Origin of the sequence: Vibrio neptunius, from assembly GCA_019339365.1 — a bacterium.
Classification (GTDB): domain Bacteria; phylum Pseudomonadota; class Gammaproteobacteria; order Enterobacterales; family Vibrionaceae; genus Vibrio; species Vibrio neptunius.
In genome coordinates this window covers 1,560,987-1,578,424 of sequence record CP079859.1, presented here as the reverse complement: position 1 = coordinate 1,578,424, position 17,438 = coordinate 1,560,987, and the positions used below count along the sequence as shown (strand labels likewise).

Here is a 17,438-nt window from a genome sequence, read left to right as displayed (position 1 = left end):
AACTTACATAAGAGCTTCATTTGAAAACGGCCAACCAATTAACTCGCCAATCAAACTTTAACCGCTCTCTATTGATGTCTTTTCTTCATTACCAACGTAAGATTGCTGATAGAAACTACTGCCGTCAGGAATGATAAAAACATGACTAAACATGAAGGGATGAAAAGCCCAGTAGAGATTGATAACTTGACCCAGCTTGCTCAGGCCTGTGACTATTCTTTGCTCGACACGCTGATTTGCGACCCAGATGCGACGAATGATGGTGAAGACCACCTCCCAAGGCAGGTGTTTTCAGGCCATTTTGTACCAGTAAAACCGACGCCCATTTCTGACCCGATTTATGTCAGCCATAGTCACTGTTTTTTTAAACAACTGGGGTTACATGACGACCTTGCACTGACCGACGAGTTTAAACAGCTATTTTCTGGCGATGTGAGCCAGGTACCCACTCCCATGCGCAGCACGGGCTGGGCGACAGGTTACGCGTTGTCTATCTTTGGTAACGAATATACAGAGCAGTGCCCATTCAGAACGGGCAATGGCTACGGTGATGGGCGTGCTATCTCTGTCTTTGAAGGCGTGCTCAACCACCAGCGTTGGGAAATGCAGTTAAAAGGCGGAGGCCCAACTCCATACTGCCGCGGTGCCGATGGAAGAGCGGTTTTGCGTTCAAGCGTCCGCGAGTTCCTTGCTCAAGAACACATGCATACACTTGGTATTGCTTCATCACGATCATTGAGCTTGTTTGTATCACAATCTGAAACGGTTGATCGTCCATGGTATCGTGAAGGCTCTCGCTCTCAGGATCCGGATATCATGGTCTCTAACCCTGTCGCGATCTCAACTCGCGTCGCACCGTCTTTCTTACGTGTCGGTCAACTCGAACTATTTGGACGCCGTGCACGTAGTCAGGAGCATCCTAATGCTATCGCTGAGCTGGAGATGATGGCTTTACACATGATTGATCGAGAGTATGGCGATACTATCGAAGCTCATCTTCCTTTAACTGACAAAGCGCTCCGGTTAGCCATCGAGTTTCGCGAACGGCTCACTACATTAGTGACACACTGGCTACGTGTCGGTTACTGTCAGGGCAACTTTAACAGTGACAACTGTGCAGTAGGCGGATTCACCTTAGATTATGGTCCTTTCGGCTTTTGTGAACGCTTTGAACCTTATTTTCAACCTTGGACAGGTGGTGGCCGCCATTTTGCTTTCTTTAACCAACCATTGGCGGCCGAAAAGAACTTTGACTCTTTCTGCTCCGCGTTAGAACTTCTTCTGCAGTCTTCGCCGGAGCTCATCAAGCAATTGGATGAGATTCGCGATGGTTTCTCTTCTCTTATGCAAGAAAAAGTGACTCAGATGTGGGCGGACAAATTGGGGCTCGATACCTTTGACGCTCCGCTGTTTAATTCGCTACTCACTTTGATGATGAAGACCCATGTCGATTACACCATGTTCTTCCGCGAGCTCTGCAACATTCCAGAGGACGTCTCTGGTATTGCCAAAAGCTTTTACGCAGAGCCTGATGAGTCATTGGCAAACGAGTGGCATCAGTGGTTAACCTCATGGCGTGAATCATTGAATGTTGCAAAAGGTATCGAGGTTATTCGTCGTGAGATGAGGCAAGTCAATCCCAAATACACTTGGCGCGAGTGGCTTGTTGTCCCGGCCTATGAACAAGCTAGACTCGGAGATTTTGGCTTGATCCATGAGTTGCAAACGATTTTAGCGGATCCATATGGCGAGCAATCCAAAGAGGTCGAGGAGAAATACTACAGGCTCAGACCATTGGAGTATTTCTCTGCAGGCGGTGTTTCTCATTACAGCTGCTCTTCTTAGCGACCACTTCACCCCTTGAGTTACTCAAACCACTAAAGACTAAAAAACCAGCCCGAAGGCTGGTTTTTTTACTGTCGTTGTTTACGCCACCTCGATGGGACCACCAAATGAGGTCACAGGGGGAACCTTGCCAGTGAACTTCTCAAAATTAACGATACAGGTATTCGCAGAGGTCGCCTGGGCTAGCTCTGAAGAACCGATATCCATTGTTAAGGTATTCGGATCGCCGTAGGTACAAATCGCCCCTTCTTTTTCGTTCAGAGGACCATACCAAGCACCCTCTTCGATACGAATAACGCCACGAGCATAGCTATCCGTAAGAACGGCCCCTGCAAGTAATTGACCGCGGTCGTTGAACACGCGAACTAAGTCACCATCTTTGATGCCTTTCTCTTTGGCATCCTGAGGGTTGATGTAAACCGGTTCACGACCTTGCACCGCGTAGGTTGCACGGAACTCTTCCGACTCGCACATCTGCGAGTGCAGGCGTTTGTCAGGGTGACACGATTGCAACCAGAATGGGAACTTGTCTGAACCCGGTCCACCATGTGAACGTTCTGTCTTTTCAAACCACATCGGGTGTTCTTGACAGTGTTCATAGCCGTAACGACCAATCTTACGAGACGTAATTTCAATAAAGCCAGAAGGCGTACCCAGCGCGTTGATTTCGGGGTCTTCTCGGAAGTCAGCGTGGCGAACCCAAGGTTTACCTTCACCGAAATCTAGAACGCTCTGTTCCCAGAAATCATCGAACGATGGCATGTCGAACTTACCTTTATTCGCCGCACGACAGTCATCATACAATGAGCGAACCCACTGCATTTCATCCATACCACGTGTGTACTCGTTGTGGCGACCAAATCGGCGGCTTAGCTCGGTAAAGATATCGAAGTCCGTCTTAGACTGGAACAATGGGTCCACTAGGCGATGCATCGCAATCAAACCTTTACCAGAATATGAGCCGTAGACGTCAATGTCATTACGTTCAAACTGGGTACAAGCTGGTAGTACGATATCAGAGAATCGACACGTTGCCGTCCAAGCAAATTCCACCGTCACTACAGTCTGAAGCTGCTTGAAGGCTTTCTTCATACGGTTACGATCTTGGTGGTGATGCCACGGGTTATTACCTGAAATCACCATCATTTTATACCCCGGTAACTTCACTTTACTGCCGTTATAACGAATTTCTTTACCCGGTTCTAACAGACAGTCAATCCAACGAGCAACAGGAATGGTTTTGCTATAACCGTTGTAGTCGTTATTGTCCCATTTTGGCTTCATTCCTGGGTCGAGGTTGCGTGGAAAACCACCCGGTGCGGCGAAGCCAGTTGAAGGTACGCCGATACCAGAATAGTGGTGACCATAAGAAATACCGCCACCCGGAAGACCAATTTGACCAACCATTGCTGCAACGACCGCTGCTGCCCAGTATGGTTGTTCACCGTGTTCCTGACGTTGGATACACCAACCCATCAAGATTTGTGTGCGACCATTAACCAGCATACGAGCGAATTCACGGATCTTATCGGCTTTTACACCACAGATTTCAGCCGCCCACTCCGGTGTTTTTTCAAGTTTGTCTTTTGTTTCACCTTGAACGTACTTAATAAACTCATCGAAACCAAGGCAGTAGGTATCAATGAATTTCTGATCATGAAGCTTTTCGTTATACAACACATGAGCGACCGCCAACATAAACGCAACGTCAGTCATTGGGTTGATATACAAATGCTCATTTTGCAGGAAGCGCTGAGTTTTGTTCTTCACAGGGTCGACAGAAAGTACGTTTATCTCGCCTTTAGCCACTTTCTCTTTCAGTTGCTCTAAATAAGGGAACGACTGGTGAGTTTCACAGTTCCAACCTACTTGCAGGTTCTTTACTGGGTCATTAGCCCATAAGATGATGTTGTCTGAGTTTTTCAGAATCTCAGACCACGATGTACCTTGTGCGTAAACTTCCGTCGAGCCCAAAACGTAAGGCAGAATCGTTTGTCCTGCACCTGTTGAATAGTCGCCCACTTTAGTAATAAAGTTACCATGCATACCTACTGCACGTTGCATGTGACTGGTACAGCTATGGAATTGACCTGTCTGACGCCAACCCGTTTGGCCTGCGTGCAATGCCCAAGGTCCATAGTCTTTCTGAACACGCTCTAATTCACGGTAGAACAAATCCAAAGCTTCATCCCAAGTGACACGAATAAAACGATTGTCGCCGCGAGTTTCGGCACTGTACTTGTGCTTTTTCAACCAATCTAGGCGCACCATTGGGTAGCGGACACGAGACGGGTTATAAATAACACCTTTGATACCGTTGATCATATCAGTTGGGTTGGTATCGGTTTCTAGCGGCTTGATCTCTTGAACTTTACCCGCGTAGATATGGGCACGGAATGCGCCCCAGTGAGAACCGGAGACTTTCCAAGTTCCTGTCGTTTCAGCTGCGCTTGCAGAAGCAGATGCCAATAAGCTTGGACCGATTACTGACGCTGCACTAGTCGTTGCTACCCCTTTAAGAAAACTTCTTCGTGTAATAGCCATTTCAATTACTCCATCCGACGCTTATTAGTGGTGACCTTCAGCAAAATCTGAAGAGTGCTTCTGTAGGTACTTCAATACGAGAGCTTCACTGTCTGTGTCAAAGTTCACAAACGCTAGCATTCCATTGAACATCCCTGGCCAAGTGTTGGCATCGAAGTGCGCTTCATCAGGCTGAGTGTGACAAACTGAACAGTTGGTCTTGTACGCTTCGCTCGCTTTTTCCCAGATCGGGGTAACGTCGTTGAGCATAGCTTCTTTCTTCATCCACACTGTTGCTGCCACTTTCTCCCAAGGAAGACCCGTTAGCTCATCGACCTTTTTCTCGCCTTTTGTCACAACATCATCACTGGTTGCCGCTTCTTTAAGTAGTGAACCCACCGCGATATTCATACCGAAGTCTTCTTGAATAACCCGGCCAAAGCCTTTTGCCTTGCGCCAGCCGTCAATCTCGACTTTCATCATGTCCCCTTTGTCTTCAAGCACAGTAACCGTCGATGCTGGGTTGAGTAGACCCGCTTCCTCCGCCCCCATTTGGTCGAAGTAGACAGGTAAATGACGAACACTGACTAAAGCATTACCCACCGAGTAATCTGTGCTTGAAGTGAGTTGCTCCAGTTCACCAACAATTCCACCAATACTATCCATACCAGCAGGCAGTTTGTGCGCAATACCTTTGTGACAATCAACACAGCTCTGATCTTTTTCCGCGGCTTGCTTCATTTGGATGCGCGCCGTTGGGGACATTTGTTCGAAGTCCATTGACGCATAATTGTGGCAGTTTTTGCACTCTAAGGATTTGTTGGCAGAGAAACGATCCCACTCGTGCTTGGCGAGTTCGATGCGTCGCTCTTCAAATACACCAGGTTCATCGTAGTTACCAAACACCTGAGCGAAAACTTCTTTGGACGCCTGCATTTTGCGCGCGATCTTATCTGTCCAGTTGTGAGGAACATGACAATCTGGGCAAGTCGCACGTACGCCAGAATGGTTTTTCCAGTGAACGGTTTCTTGAAGTTCAACGTATACATTATCACGCATGGTGTGACAGCTGATGCAGAACTTTTCTGTGTTAGTGGCTTCAAGGGCTGTATTGAAACCACCCCAAAAGACCACACCTGCGATAAAGCCGCCCATCGTCAACACACCGAGACTGATGTGCACTGCTGGGCGTGTCATGGTACGCCACAGTTTTACAATCAATGATTTCATGGTTTGCTCTCTTAAAATCTTTTCAAAAATAGGGGAACGAGATCAGGGGTTTACATGCCATGCGCACCAGGAGGACCAAGAAAGAACACCTGTAGCATCCAAATAATGAATCCGTAGCCACCCACGAAAGCCACACTCAGAACCGGGAAGAGCAGCACTGCGATGAAAAGGAAAGACTTCCACTCCAACGAGCGTTTTTCACCACTCTCTATTTTGTTAACATCACTCATACATTTGCCTATTTTGTATTTAGTGTTATCGGATAGCTCTTGTCGCTGAGCTAACGTTTTTACAATCTCTAGTAAAAATATTAGACCATACTAATTGTAGGGTTCAATCAGATCAGCCCAAGCAGAGCATGTTATTCGACACTTTTTTGAGCTCATCCAGAGATGTGTTTGATTAATAACTCATATGTCAACATGCATAGTTTTGTGAAAGTTTGTGAATAGAGCAGAATTGTTAACTTGTTAGCAATTCAATTACAATAAAGCAAAGTATCGCGTGTATTTTTCGCCTTGTAGCACGCCCTATCCCCATAAAAACGAACCTAAATGTTACATATTTGTTCTAGAACATGACTCAAAATAGAGCTATTAGGAGTGCTGAGAGGGACAGACTAGAATCAGCATGTTGACAATGACATCCACTATGCAGAAAAGATTAGGTATCCAATACATATTGCGTTGTAGGGAGGACCCATGAGCGGGGTTATCGATATTTCCTGGCCTCTACTGGCTTTGTTTTTCTGTACATTGACGATCCCACTTTTGATCAGCCGCTGCTACAGACTGCACATTGAAACAGAAGTATTGATTAGTGTAGCAAGAATGACCATCCAACTACTGCTGGTGGGGGTATACCTTGAGTACCTCCTTAACATTAACAGCCTAACTATCAACATATTGTGGCTAATAGCCATGACTCTTATTGGGGCTAGTTCTATTATCAGTAAGGCGAAGCTTCCTAAGCAACGGTTGATGTATCCAGTCACTAGTGGCCTAATTGTTGGCTTGTGTCCTCTACTACTTATCATCTGTATTGTGATCGTGCAGCCAGAACCACTATTCAATGCCCAGTATCTTATCCCATTGGCTGGCATGCTGCTGGGTAACTCTCTCAGTGGCAATATCGTGGCCCTACAAAATCTTTTCACTTCAATGGAAACACGTCGCAGCGAATATGAAGCCGCCATCGCTTTAGGCGCTTCACCAAACTTTGCCACTCTACCGTTCGTTCGGGAATCGATCCTCAAGTCTCTCGCCCCCACCTTAGCGTCGATGACAACCACTGGTTTGGTGACACTGCCTGGAATGATGACGGGGCAAATACTGGGAGGAGCGAGCCCAATCGTAGCGATCAAATATCAATTGATGATCATGATCGCGATCTTCGTCATGCTGTCTGTTTCGATCAGCCTGACTCTATCACTCACTATTCGACACTGCTTCACTAAAGATGGAAAAGTCTTAGTCGACCTCAACCACGAGCGATCTGGATGCTAACAACTTTGAAGAGAAAAGATCTTATCCACAGAATCTGTGGATAACCGTGTCATCGCTTTCAGGATAAGTCTGCTTTTCGCAATCAGACACGGTATACAAACCAAAAACACCTAGTATTCATATGCATACAAACACGTTCTTCCCATGTCATCAAAGCGTCAAATATGAGCTTTAATCTCCAAGGTTCTGCTTTTGTAAGGATACAGAGAATGCAACTAGGTACCGTTTGTCATGTTGAAAAGCCCTCGCCATCGGATAATGACGAGGAACGAAACTGGCTCGTTTCCCAACCAAAAGAACTGCTCGATCTGGATGACTTTATTCAAGAGTCATGGCGACAATGGCACTGAGAGCCATCAAGATCAAAAAAGGCTCGTTTCTCAACGAGCCCTCGTACTATCGATCTAATCTCTTAAGTATATCATCCAGTACCACATTCCAACAAAGACGCCACCACCGATGATGTTACCTAGAGTCACAGGAATAAGGTTATTGGTAAGAAAACTGAGCAAATTCAGGTCCGCATAATCAGAAATATTCGCTCCTGTCATTTGCCAAAATTCTGCTGGCGCGAAAAACTTAATCGCGATAGCCATCGGAACCTGAAACATATTGGCGATACAGTGCTCAAATCCAGCGGATACGAACATCGCGACAGGCAAAATCATAACAGCGATTTTGTCAGTGAGAGTGCGCCCACTGAATGTCATCCAAACCGCTATACAAACCAATACATTACACATGATACCTAGCGCCACCGCTGAGATAAAACTATGGTGAAGTTTATGCTGAGAGATCGCCATCGCGTTTAAGCCAACTTGACCGCTATCGAACATATACTGCTTAGTCAGCAACATACAAACCACTAGTAGTAACGCACCGATAAGATTGCCACCATAAACCACAGCCCAGTTTTTCATCAGCATCTTCCAGGTGATTTTACCACTTGCTCTCGCCACCAGAGTCAACACCGAACTAGTAAACAACTCACCACCTGTGACAACAACCAGAATCAATCCAAGACTGAAAGCCAAACCACCAAGCAATCGAGTGACACCCCAAGGCAAGTCACCTGCACCTGTGGTGACTACTGTGTAGAAGACAAACGCAATTCCAATATGAATCCCTGCAGAAATCGCTAATAAAAACGACTTCATTGGGTCTTTAGTGACCTTACCAACACCGATTTCAGCGGCACGTTCCGCCATCTGAGGCGGTAATAAAGAATCAAACTGGTTTAAATTCATCATGGAAAGACATTTCTGTTAATGTGGATTTTCGGCGCGGATAATTACTCTTATTGTGGTCAATTTCAAGCCTTATTTGTTAGTTTTATCTCAAGCTCCGTTTACACAAAGAAAACTGCACCGAACAAGCCAAACTAGACGGAGAAAACAAGACAAACATGGACAATAAAAAATAGAGAATCTTAATTATTCTCTTATAGTTAACATTCACTACGTTAAAGAGTTAGTCACTAAGATAGCGATGAATTCATATTTGCATATCAATCTCTGTTGTTATGCAGTTTAAGCATTAAAAACTGCGCTAAACCCAGCCTATCTATTGCTCACTATCTAGTCAGTTAAAAGAGATTTTTCTTCAAATTCAGCGGTAGGTAACATTTCTATTGGCATCTAATTGCTGAATACCAATATCAGGAATATGGTTGTTCCAGTACTTGCTGTAAGGAAATCACTATGAAATATACCTCTGACAAAATCGACGAGTTAAACCTTTTATTGCAATTTGACATTAGCAGCGCCGCGACTGGCATTAAAGTTCATCATGATGCATCACAAAACATGCAATCGGCGATTCAAAGGCTATTCGACAAAGGGCTATGTACTCAGCCTGACGGTGGTTATCTCACAGATGAAGGTATCGAAGTTGCTGAACATGCAGATAAAATTCTTAGAGTTTTGTCTAGTTAGTTTTCTTGATCACTGGCGTATTGCTCAGAACGATCTGCTCATTGTCAGTTAGCTTCATAAGCCGACTGACAATCCGTTCGATATCAATTTTCTTTAGCCCTTGATTAAATACTTCTCGGATATCTCTGCCCTCGGGTTGATCTTTGAACGCTATATATAACTGCTTAGTTTCCAATAATTTAGCATTCATCCTGAGACGCTTTCTAAGTAGATCTTCTCTCACATCAATACTGATGAGGTACTCTAGAACATTTGGGTCTATTACAGCGATATCCAATCGACCCTTTGCTACCTTGTGTATGTTTCTAGCATCATTGGTCGAGGCCTCAACTTGAAGCTCGCCCGTTTCGACCATATCATCAAACTCTGTCGTATTAACGTAGCCCTGCACCACCCCAATTTTGAAAAATGTCAAATCAGACAGTGTTTCCCATTGAATCGGGAAACGAGTGTTCTCTACAAAGCCCAAAGGCCCACTGCCTATGGAATCTGAGAAAACAAATTCGGTAGTGTCAAAATAGTACTCTGGGAAGTATCCCACATATTTCTCAGACTTGGTCGCTAGAGCGACAGCACGAACCCATGGTTGAAAGTCCACGACTAACTCGTACCCCATCACTGAAAACGCTTCGCGCGCGACAGCAACAGAATAGCCATTCTCTGGTAAATCCGCACCCGAATACGGTGGCCATTCTAATGACGTCATATACACTTTTTGATTGGCCGTTGAGATGGATGAAAACAAGACGGCCCATATCCACAGATACCATTTCATGAGCTTTCCTAAAAGTTAGGATGGCATAACGCCTCACTAGTAATAATAGACTCATTTTAGAGAGATTTGAGTCTCTTCCGTATTACTCGTTCACCCACATACAAACACCAAACAAACCATTGATTAATCCTTGCTTCTTTAGGATAGTTAACGTTATCAACCTCTTCAAACAGGGACTTAGTGTGAAAACAATATTGATTATTGGCGGTGGCTGGCTTGGAAAACCACTCGCACATTACCTCGAAACTATCGGTCATAAAGTCTTTGTCAGCCGCACTACTGACGCAGGTGTAGAAGAGCTCGAAGCTCAGCATCTCACAGGGCTTAAAATCGACTTACAGAGTAATCCGGATATTGTCGCTCAAGCCATTAGTAACACTAAGGCGGACATTGTGATTGGCTGCTTCCCTCCCGGTTTTAGAAAAGGGATGGGGCAACAGTACGCTCAGCACTGGAATATGCTCTGTCAGGCTTGTCTGGTTGCTCAGGTTAAGAAAGTCATCATGGTCAGCTCGACCACCGTATACCCAAACCTAGCTGACGCCTTAGACGAAGATGCTGCCTCTCTCAATAAAGCGCACAACAGCAACTTATTCTCGGAAAAAGCAGCTACGATGTTGCAAGCAGAGCAGTATGTAATTGATTCAGGGCTTGATTACGGCGTTGTCCGCTGTAGTGGACTCGTTGGACCTGATCGTCACCCTTCTCGCTTTGTCGATAAATTGAAACAAGTCAGTGAACTCGCTCCAGCCAATATGCTTCATCTGACCGATGCGATAGGTGCAACAAGCTTCGTTGCACTCACTTGCAAGAACGTTGTAATCAATGCGACGACACCCAATACGGTTAGCAAGGCTGAGTTTTATCAAGCAGCACTCAACAGTGTCGGCTCTGATGTCCGCCTACCACCTGTTGTACAACAAGCAGACAAACGAATTCTAGCCGATCGCTTGCAAAGATTAGGTTATCGCTTTCATTACCAGCACACGTTAGAACTTGTATAACACTGGGAATCTGATATGAATACCAAGCTTTTCCAGCACATAGAAAACCTGTGGGATTACATGCAGCTCGATCAGCCATTACATAAAGCTGACTGCCTATTTGTACTTGGTAGCAACGACGTTAGGGTTGCAGAGCATGCCGCAAAACTTTATCACGATGGTTGGGCAACCAAGATTGTATTTTCTGGTGGTGTTGGACGATGAACAGACGGTATTTTTGATCAAACCGAGGCACATACTTTTGCTGCTATAGCGAGAGATCTCGGTGTCCCCTCAGCTGATATCATCCTCGAAGTTCAAGCGACCAATACCGGTGAAAATATACAGTTAACGGCCAAACTTCTCACCGAACTTTACTACGATTTTCGTTCGTTTATATTGGTTCAAAAGCCCTATATGGAGAGACGAGCTTACGCGACTTTCATGAAACAATGGCCAAATGAAGTCAACCATGTTTGCGTAACGTCCCCTAAAACTGCTTTTATTGATTACTTTAGTGAAGAGATATCTCTTGATGTGACCGTTGAAGCTTTGTTGGGTGATTTTGAGCGAATCAAAGAATACCCCAACAAAGGATTTCAGATAGAACAGGAAATACCGCCACACATTGAGACGTCCTATCTCGCATTAAGATCCGTTTTCAACTGATACAAAAAAGCCAGAGCTTCACACGCTCTGGCTTTTTCATTAAACACACGACTTAGTGTACAGCCGCCTCTTTTTCACTTAAGTACTTAAACTTAAGCTCATCTTTCTTCAGATTGACTTTCACGGTGCCGCCGTCGACCAACGTACCGAACAGCAGCTCATTAGCAAGAGGTTTCTTAAGTTGCTCTTGAATAACACGTCCCATTGGGCGCGCACCCATGGCTTTATCGTAGCCTTTTAGTGCTAGCCAATGCCTAGCATCATCTGAGACCTCCAGCGATACACCACGTGCATCTAGCTGCGCCTGTAGCTCAACAATGAACTTATCAACCACTTGATGGATTACATGTTCGTCAAGGCTGTTAAACCAGATGATGTTATCCAGACGATTACGGAATTCAGGCGTAAAGACTTTCTTGATTTCCGACATCGCATCGTGGCTGTGATCTTGCTGGATAAGACCGATGGACTTCTTGATCGTTTCCTGCACACCAGCGTTGGTCGTCATCACAAGAATGACATTACGGAAGTCCGCTTTGCGACCATTGTTGTCAGTCAGTGTTCCGTTATCCATAACCTGAAGAAGCAGGTTAAAGATATCTGGATGCGCTTTTTCTATCTCATCCAAAAGCACAACAGAGTGTGGATGTTTAATCACAGCATCCGTCAACAGACCGCCCTGATCGTATCCAACGTAACCTGGAGGTGCACCAATCAAACGGCTCACAGAGTGACGTTCGCCATATTCAGACATATCAAAACGCAGTAGCTCGATACCCATCAATTTCGACAGCTGAACGGTAACTTCCGTTTTACCCACCCCAGTTGGGCCTGCAAATAAGAATGAACCGACAGGCTTATTGTCCGCGCCAAGACCAGCTCGAGTTAGCTTGATGGCTTCGCTTAGTACATCAATGGCATCATCCTGACCAAACACCAGCATCTTCATCTTCTCATCCAGATTCTGAAGAATCTCTTTGTCAGAAGAAGACACTGATTTTTCAGGAATACGAGCCATTTTAGCGACCATGGCCTCAATGTCGGCTACACCGACGGTTTTCTTGCGACGGCTCGCTGGCGCTAAACGATGACGAGCACCAGCCTCATCAATCACGTCAATAGCTTTGTCTGGCAAATGACGCTCATTGATGTATTTAGCCGAAAGCTCTACCGCAGCACGTAATGCTTTGTTGGTGTAGCGCACTTCATGGTGAGCTTCGTATTTAGGTTTGAGGCCCATCAGAATTTTGGTGGTATCATCAAGTGACGGCTCAACGATGTCTATCTTTTGGAAACGACGGGACAGCGCACGCTCTTTTTCAAAAATATTACTGTATTCCTGATACGTGGTAGAACCGATACAACGCAATTTACCGCTACTTAGCAGAGGCTTAATCAGATTCGCTGCGTCGACCTGGCCGCCAGATGCTGCACCAGCACCAATAATGGTATGGATCTCATCAATGAAAAGAATCGCGTCGTCTTCTTTCTCTAATTGTTTAAGAATGGTTTTAAAACGTTTTTCAAAATCACCACGGTATTTGGTGCCTGCGAGTAGCGAGCCAATATCTAAAGAATAAATAACGCTATTCTTAATGACTTCAGGCACTTGCCCTTCAACAATTCTCCACGCTAAGCCTTCCGCAATCGCTGTTTTACCCACGCCCGCTTCACCCACTAGCAGTGGATTGTTTTTACGGCGGCGACACAATACTTGGATCGTTCTTTCCAGCTCTTTATCTCGACCAATCAGTGGATCAATTTGACCTTGCTTAGCCAACTGATTCAAGTTCGAGGCAAAACTCTCTAGGCGCTCTTCCGAGCCCGCTTCTTCACTACTGTCACTGCTACTGAAAGAGTCGGATGAAGAAGAGTCATCACCTGAGCTTGATGCTTTGGTAATACCGTGTGAAATAAAGTTAACGATATCCAGACGGCTAATATCGTTCTTCTTCAGAAGATAAGCCGCGTGAGATTCTTGTTCACTAAAGATAGCAACCAACACGTTGGCACCTGTTACTTCACTGCGTCCTGAAGACTGCACGTGGAAAACCGCACGCTGCAGAACACGTTGGAAACTTAATGTAGGTTGGGTTTCGCGAGTTTCATCATTTTCAGGGATAAGAGGAGTTGTCTGATCAATAAAGATGTCTAACTCGCTTCTTAATGCATCAATATCGGCCTGACAGGCAAGAAGGGCTTCCCTTGCAGCATCGTTTTCCAACAATGCTAGCAGGAGGTGCTCGACAGTCATGAACTCATGTCGTTTGTCTCTAGCGCGGGAGAATGCGCCGTTTAGACTCGACTCTAACTCTTTATTCAGCATAAGTACCTCCTTTGGCAGCAACTTAGGTTGCTTGATTCAGCTTTACGCTTGCTCCATTGTACAAAGCAAAGGATGCTCGTTTTCTTGAGAATACATTGTCACTTGCGCTACTTTGGTTTCGGCGACTTCGGCAGTAAATGTGCCACATATCGCTTTGCCTTCGTAATGCACTTTGAGCATCACTTGTGTTGCCTTGTCTATATCCATAGAGAAAAAACGCTCTAGGATTTCAATCACAAAGTCCATTGGTGTGTAATCGTCGTTATTCAAAACAACGTTATACATGGACGGCGGCTTTACTTTTGTTTTTTCTAGCTCCAGTAAATCAGAGTCTGGAGTGACCCATTCAAATTGCTTGCTCATGACTCATCGTGTTTAGAAAGTTGCTTAAGATAATTTTACCACTTCACTACGCGGAAGTTATCGATTTAGCTCTTATAAGTAAGAACAAATTGAGCCAAGCAAATTTGTGCCCTTACTTAGAGACTAATGCAGCAATTGTATCGCTGCAAATAAAAGATTTCTATCAAACCGCATTCTCTATCTAATTGATTAAAAAGACACCAAAAACCATTCAGCGCTTAAATACAACAGACCGGATTCAGCTGAAATTCGTTGCAAAAATGTAAATCTTAAAAGTGATTTGTTTGCAAATATGTTGAGTGTGATACGTTTTTTCTATTGACTGTACTCAACCATTGGCTACATTGGTCAAATAGTGACTCAAAATTTGGCAGCGGCTGAATGGATATTCACTTTTTGTTTACACACGGAATAAACGTGTAATCACACAACTTCAGTAACAATATGCATGAGGGATGTATAGCATGGCTACAGGTACAGTAAAATGGTTTAACAACGCCAAAGGATTTGGTTTTATCTGTCCGGAAGGTGAAGACGGTGATGTGTTTGCGCATTACTCCACAATCAAAATGGATGGGTATCGTACTCTGAAAGCAGGCCAACAAGTCACATTTGAAGTGGAACAAGGTCCGAAAGGGTATCACGCAAGCTCTGTGATACCAGTAGAAGCTCAAGCCATTAAATAAATACGCTGCCAAAACCTATCTCGGCACCTTAGGTGCCGTAACAGAAAAAATAAAAAACCCGCCATTTGGCGGGTTTTTCAATTTTAAAATGACTCATTAGTCATTGATAATAGCGTTCAATGTTGCGCTTGGACGCATCAGAGGGGCTGCTTTGTCAAACTCAGGTGCGTAGTAACCACCCAGTTCACCTGCCACGCCCTGCGCACCGTTAAGCTCAGCAACGATAGCGTCTTCTTTTGAAGATAGCGCTTCAGCAACAGGTGCAAACTCTGCGGCTAGGTCTGCATCAGTAGTTTGAGCTGCTAGCGCTTGCGCCCAGTAGGTTGCTAGATAGTAATGGCTACCACGGTTGTCTAACTCGCCGACTTTACGCGAAGGTGACTTGTTGTTATCCAAGAATTCACCTGTTGCTTTATCTAGTGCATCAGCCAATACCTGAGCTTTAGCATTGCCAGTCACTGTGCTTAGGTGCTCTAGAGAGGCCGCTAGTGCGAGGAATTCGCCCAGAGAGTCCCAACGTAGGTGGTTCTCTTTCTCGACCTGTTGAACGTGCTTAGGTGCCGAACCACCAGCTCCAGTTTCAAACAGACCACCGCCATTCATTAGTGGCACAATTGAAAGCATTTTAGCTGACGTACCAAGCTCTAGAATCGGGAATAAATCCGTTAGGTAATCACGCAGTACGTTACCTGTTACAGAAATAGTATCCTGACCTTCTTTGATGCGCTCTAGAGAGAACTTACATGCATCTAGTGGTGCTAGGATCTTGATTTCTAGACCTGATGTATCGTGGTTAGGCAGGTAAGCGTTCACCTTCTTGATCAGCTGAGCGTCGTGTGCACGATTCTCATCTAACCAGAACACTGCTGGTACACCTGTTGCGCGAGCACGTGTTACCGCCAGTTTCACCCAGTCTTGAATCGGAGCGTCTTTCACCTGACACATACGGAAGATATCGCCTTCCTCAACCGCTTGCTCTAGTAGCACTGCACCAGCAGCGTCAACAACGCGGATTGTGCCCGCTTGGTCAAGAATGAACGTTTTATCGTGAGAACCGTACTCTTCCGCTTTCTGAGCCATTAGGCCTACGTTTGGCACGCTACCCATTGTCGTTGGGTCAAACGCACCGTTTTCTTTACAGAAATCGATAACCGCTTGATAGATGCTTGCGTAGCTACGATCAGGAATCATCGCTTTGGTGTCTTTCTGCTTACCATCTGGACCCCACATTTGGCCAGAAGAACGCAGCATTGCAGGCATAGAAGCATCAACGATGATGTCGCTTGGCACGTGAAGGTTAGTGATACCACGATCTGAATCAACCATCGCTAGCGGTGGTTGAGTTTCGTAAACCGCTTGCAACGCAGCTTCGATTTCTTCTTTTTGAGCAGCTGGTAGAGTGGTAATCTTAGCGTAAACATCGCCAATACCATTGTTCACATCTACGCCCAGTTGATCAAATACGTCACCGTATTTCGCAAACACATCTTTGTAGTAAACTTTAACTGCGTGACCGAAGATCACTGGGTCAGACACTTTCATCATGGTCGCTTTCATGTGAAGCGATAGAAGAACATCTTGCTGTTTCGCATCAGCAATTTCTTTTTCAAAGAATTCTACTAATGCTTTTTTGTTCATTACTGAACAATCTATGATTTCTTGGTCTTGAAGAGCGAATGGTGCTTTAAGCTCTTTAACCGCACCGTCAGCCGCAGTGAATTCGATCTTAACCTCGGTCGCACCTTCTACCGTGTGAGACTTTTCGCTACCAAAGAAATCGTTACCAGACATGCTTGATACATGAGACTTAGAATCTTTTGACCACGCACCCATTGAATGAGGGTTTTTCTTCGCGTAGTTCTTAACCGACAGTGGCGCACGACGGTCTGAGTTACCTTCACGTAGTACAGGGTTTACTGCACTACCTTTGATTTTGTCGTAAGTCGCTTTAATAGCTTCTTCTTCATACGTGCTTGGCTCTTCAGGGTAGTTAGGCAGATTGTAGCCCTTGTCCTGAAGTTCTTTGATTGCTGCTTTAAGCTGTGGGATAGAAGCAGAAATGTTTGGAAGTTTGATGATGTTAGCTTCAGGTGTTTTTGCTAGCTCACCTAGCTCAGCCAGTGCGTCACCAATGCGTTGTTCTTCAGTCAAATGCTCTGGGAAGTTTGCAATAATACGCCCAGCAAGAGAGATATCACGAGTATCAACATCAATACCAGATGAAGCTGTGAACGACTGAATGATTGGTAGCAGTGAATACGTTGCTAGTGCAGGAGCTTCATCAGTGATGGTATAAATAATGGTAGGTTTTTCTGTAGGCATGAAATTTCCCTATTGTTCTAACAAAGCCCGTCGGATGAACGGCTTTGGGTTGTGTGTCCGCCAACAAGTTGAATTGTCATCCCCTCACTTGTTTGCGATTTATTGTCTCTTTTGTTTTTTCCTTACGTTTGCTTAAGCGTAAGATCCGTGAGAACTGTACTTTTATAATTAAACAAAATCGGAAGAATAGTCTATTATCTTGTGCACCAATCCTGTTTTCGGGCGCGCACATCATAGCCTAAAACGGATGATTTTGAAAATTTTCGCCCACACTTCG

Annotated in this window: 14 protein-coding genes and 1 pseudogene; 7 read left to right on the top strand and 8 right to left on the bottom strand. The window is 45.1% G+C overall.

The window, feature by feature from the left end:
* Nucleotides 1–141 precede the first annotated feature (141 nt).
* Nucleotides 142–1,845: a YdiU family protein gene (locus KW548_07605; GenBank protein QXX07808.1), complete on the top strand. Its 1,704-nt coding sequence runs from the start codon at nt 142–144 to the stop codon at nt 1,843–1,845.
* A gap of 81 nt (nt 1,846–1,926) precedes the next feature.
* On the opposite strand, the gene torA is transcribed toward KW548_07605, so the two are convergent.
* The 3 genes from torA to torE are packed head-to-tail and all read right to left on the bottom strand — an operon-like array spanning nt 1,927 to nt 5,828.
* Nucleotides 1,927–4,389 (bottom strand): trimethylamine-N-oxide reductase TorA, encoded by a 2,463-nt coding sequence (gene torA / locus KW548_07600; protein QXX07807.1) that lies wholly within the window; start codon nt 4,387–4,389, stop codon nt 1,927–1,929.
* A 24-nt stretch (nt 4,390–4,413) separates the two neighbouring features.
* Nucleotides 4,414–5,598, bottom strand: a complete 1,185-nt coding sequence (gene torC / locus KW548_07595; protein QXX07806.1) for a pentaheme c-type cytochrome TorC — start codon at nt 5,596–5,598, stop codon at nt 4,414–4,416.
* A gap of 50 nt (nt 5,599–5,648) precedes the next feature.
* Nucleotides 5,649–5,828: a trimethylamine N-oxide reductase system protein TorE gene (torE, locus tag KW548_07590; protein QXX07805.1), complete on the bottom strand. Its 180-nt coding sequence runs from the start codon at nt 5,826–5,828 to the stop codon at nt 5,649–5,651.
* Nucleotides 5,829–6,299: 471 nt separating this feature from the next.
* Between torE and KW548_07585 the strand changes: the two genes are divergently transcribed.
* Nucleotides 6,300–7,103, top strand: coding sequence for an ABC transporter permease (locus KW548_07585; protein QXX07804.1), 804 nt, complete (start codon nt 6,300–6,302; stop codon nt 7,101–7,103).
* A 209-nt stretch (nt 7,104–7,312) separates the two neighbouring features.
* Nucleotides 7,313–7,453 carry a hypothetical protein gene (locus KW548_07580; GenBank protein ID QXX07803.1) on the top strand — a complete coding sequence of 47 codons (141 nt, stop codon included), beginning with the start codon at nt 7,313–7,315 and terminating at the stop codon, nt 7,451–7,453.
* A 54-nt stretch (nt 7,454–7,507) separates the two neighbouring features.
* Here KW548_07580 and focA read toward each other — a convergent pair whose 3' ends face one another.
* Nucleotides 7,508–8,350 carry a formate transporter FocA gene (gene focA, locus KW548_07575; GenBank protein ID QXX08002.1) on the bottom strand — a complete coding sequence of 281 codons (843 nt, stop codon included), beginning with the start codon at nt 8,348–8,350 and terminating at the stop codon, nt 7,508–7,510.
* A 453-nt stretch (nt 8,351–8,803) separates the two neighbouring features.
* On the opposite strand from focA, the gene KW548_07570 reads away from it, so the two are divergent.
* The gene (locus KW548_07570) at nt 8,804–9,037 is read left to right on the top strand and encodes a TIGR02647 family protein (GenBank protein QXX07802.1); all 234 of its coding nucleotides are present in this window, start codon (nt 8,804–8,806) and stop codon (nt 9,035–9,037) included.
* Here the strand turns inward: KW548_07570 and KW548_07565 are convergent.
* On the bottom strand, nt 9,030–9,812 hold the full coding sequence (locus KW548_07565; GenBank protein ID QXX07801.1) for an ABC transporter substrate-binding protein: 783 nt from the start codon (nt 9,810–9,812) through the stop codon (nt 9,030–9,032). The two genes, KW548_07570 and KW548_07565, sit on opposite strands and share 8 nt — an antisense overlap.
* 182 nt (nt 9,813–9,994) lie before the next feature.
* Between KW548_07565 and KW548_07560 the strand changes: the two genes are divergently transcribed.
* Nucleotides 9,995–10,816, top strand: a complete 822-nt coding sequence (locus KW548_07560) for an NAD(P)H-binding protein (GenBank protein QXX07800.1) — start codon at nt 9,995–9,997, stop codon at nt 10,814–10,816.
* A gap of 15 nt (nt 10,817–10,831) precedes the next feature.
* Nucleotides 10,832–11,464 (top strand): annotated as a pseudogene (locus tag KW548_07555) (YdcF family protein).
* A 52-nt stretch (nt 11,465–11,516) separates the two neighbouring features.
* Here KW548_07555 and clpA read toward each other — a convergent pair.
* Nucleotides 11,517–13,790, bottom strand: a complete 2,274-nt coding sequence (gene clpA / locus KW548_07550) for an ATP-dependent Clp protease ATP-binding subunit ClpA (protein ID QXX07799.1) — start codon at nt 13,788–13,790, stop codon at nt 11,517–11,519.
* Nucleotides 13,791–13,832: 42 nt separating this feature from the next.
* A complete protein-coding gene (clpS, locus tag KW548_07545) occupies nt 13,833–14,153 on the bottom strand; it encodes an ATP-dependent Clp protease adapter ClpS (GenBank protein ID QXX07798.1) in 321 nt (106 codons plus the stop codon).
* A gap of 464 nt (nt 14,154–14,617) precedes the next feature.
* On the opposite strand from clpS, the gene cspD reads away from it, so the two are divergent.
* Nucleotides 14,618–14,839: a cold shock domain-containing protein CspD gene (gene cspD, locus KW548_07540; protein QXX07797.1), complete on the top strand. Its 222-nt coding sequence runs from the start codon at nt 14,618–14,620 to the stop codon at nt 14,837–14,839.
* Nucleotides 14,840–14,935: 96 nt separating this feature from the next.
* Here the strand turns inward: cspD and KW548_07535 are convergent, their stop codons facing one another.
* Nucleotides 14,936–17,161: an NADP-dependent isocitrate dehydrogenase gene (locus KW548_07535; protein QXX07796.1), complete on the bottom strand. Its 2,226-nt coding sequence runs from the start codon at nt 17,159–17,161 to the stop codon at nt 14,936–14,938.
* Nucleotides 17,162–17,438: the final 277 nt, after the last annotated feature.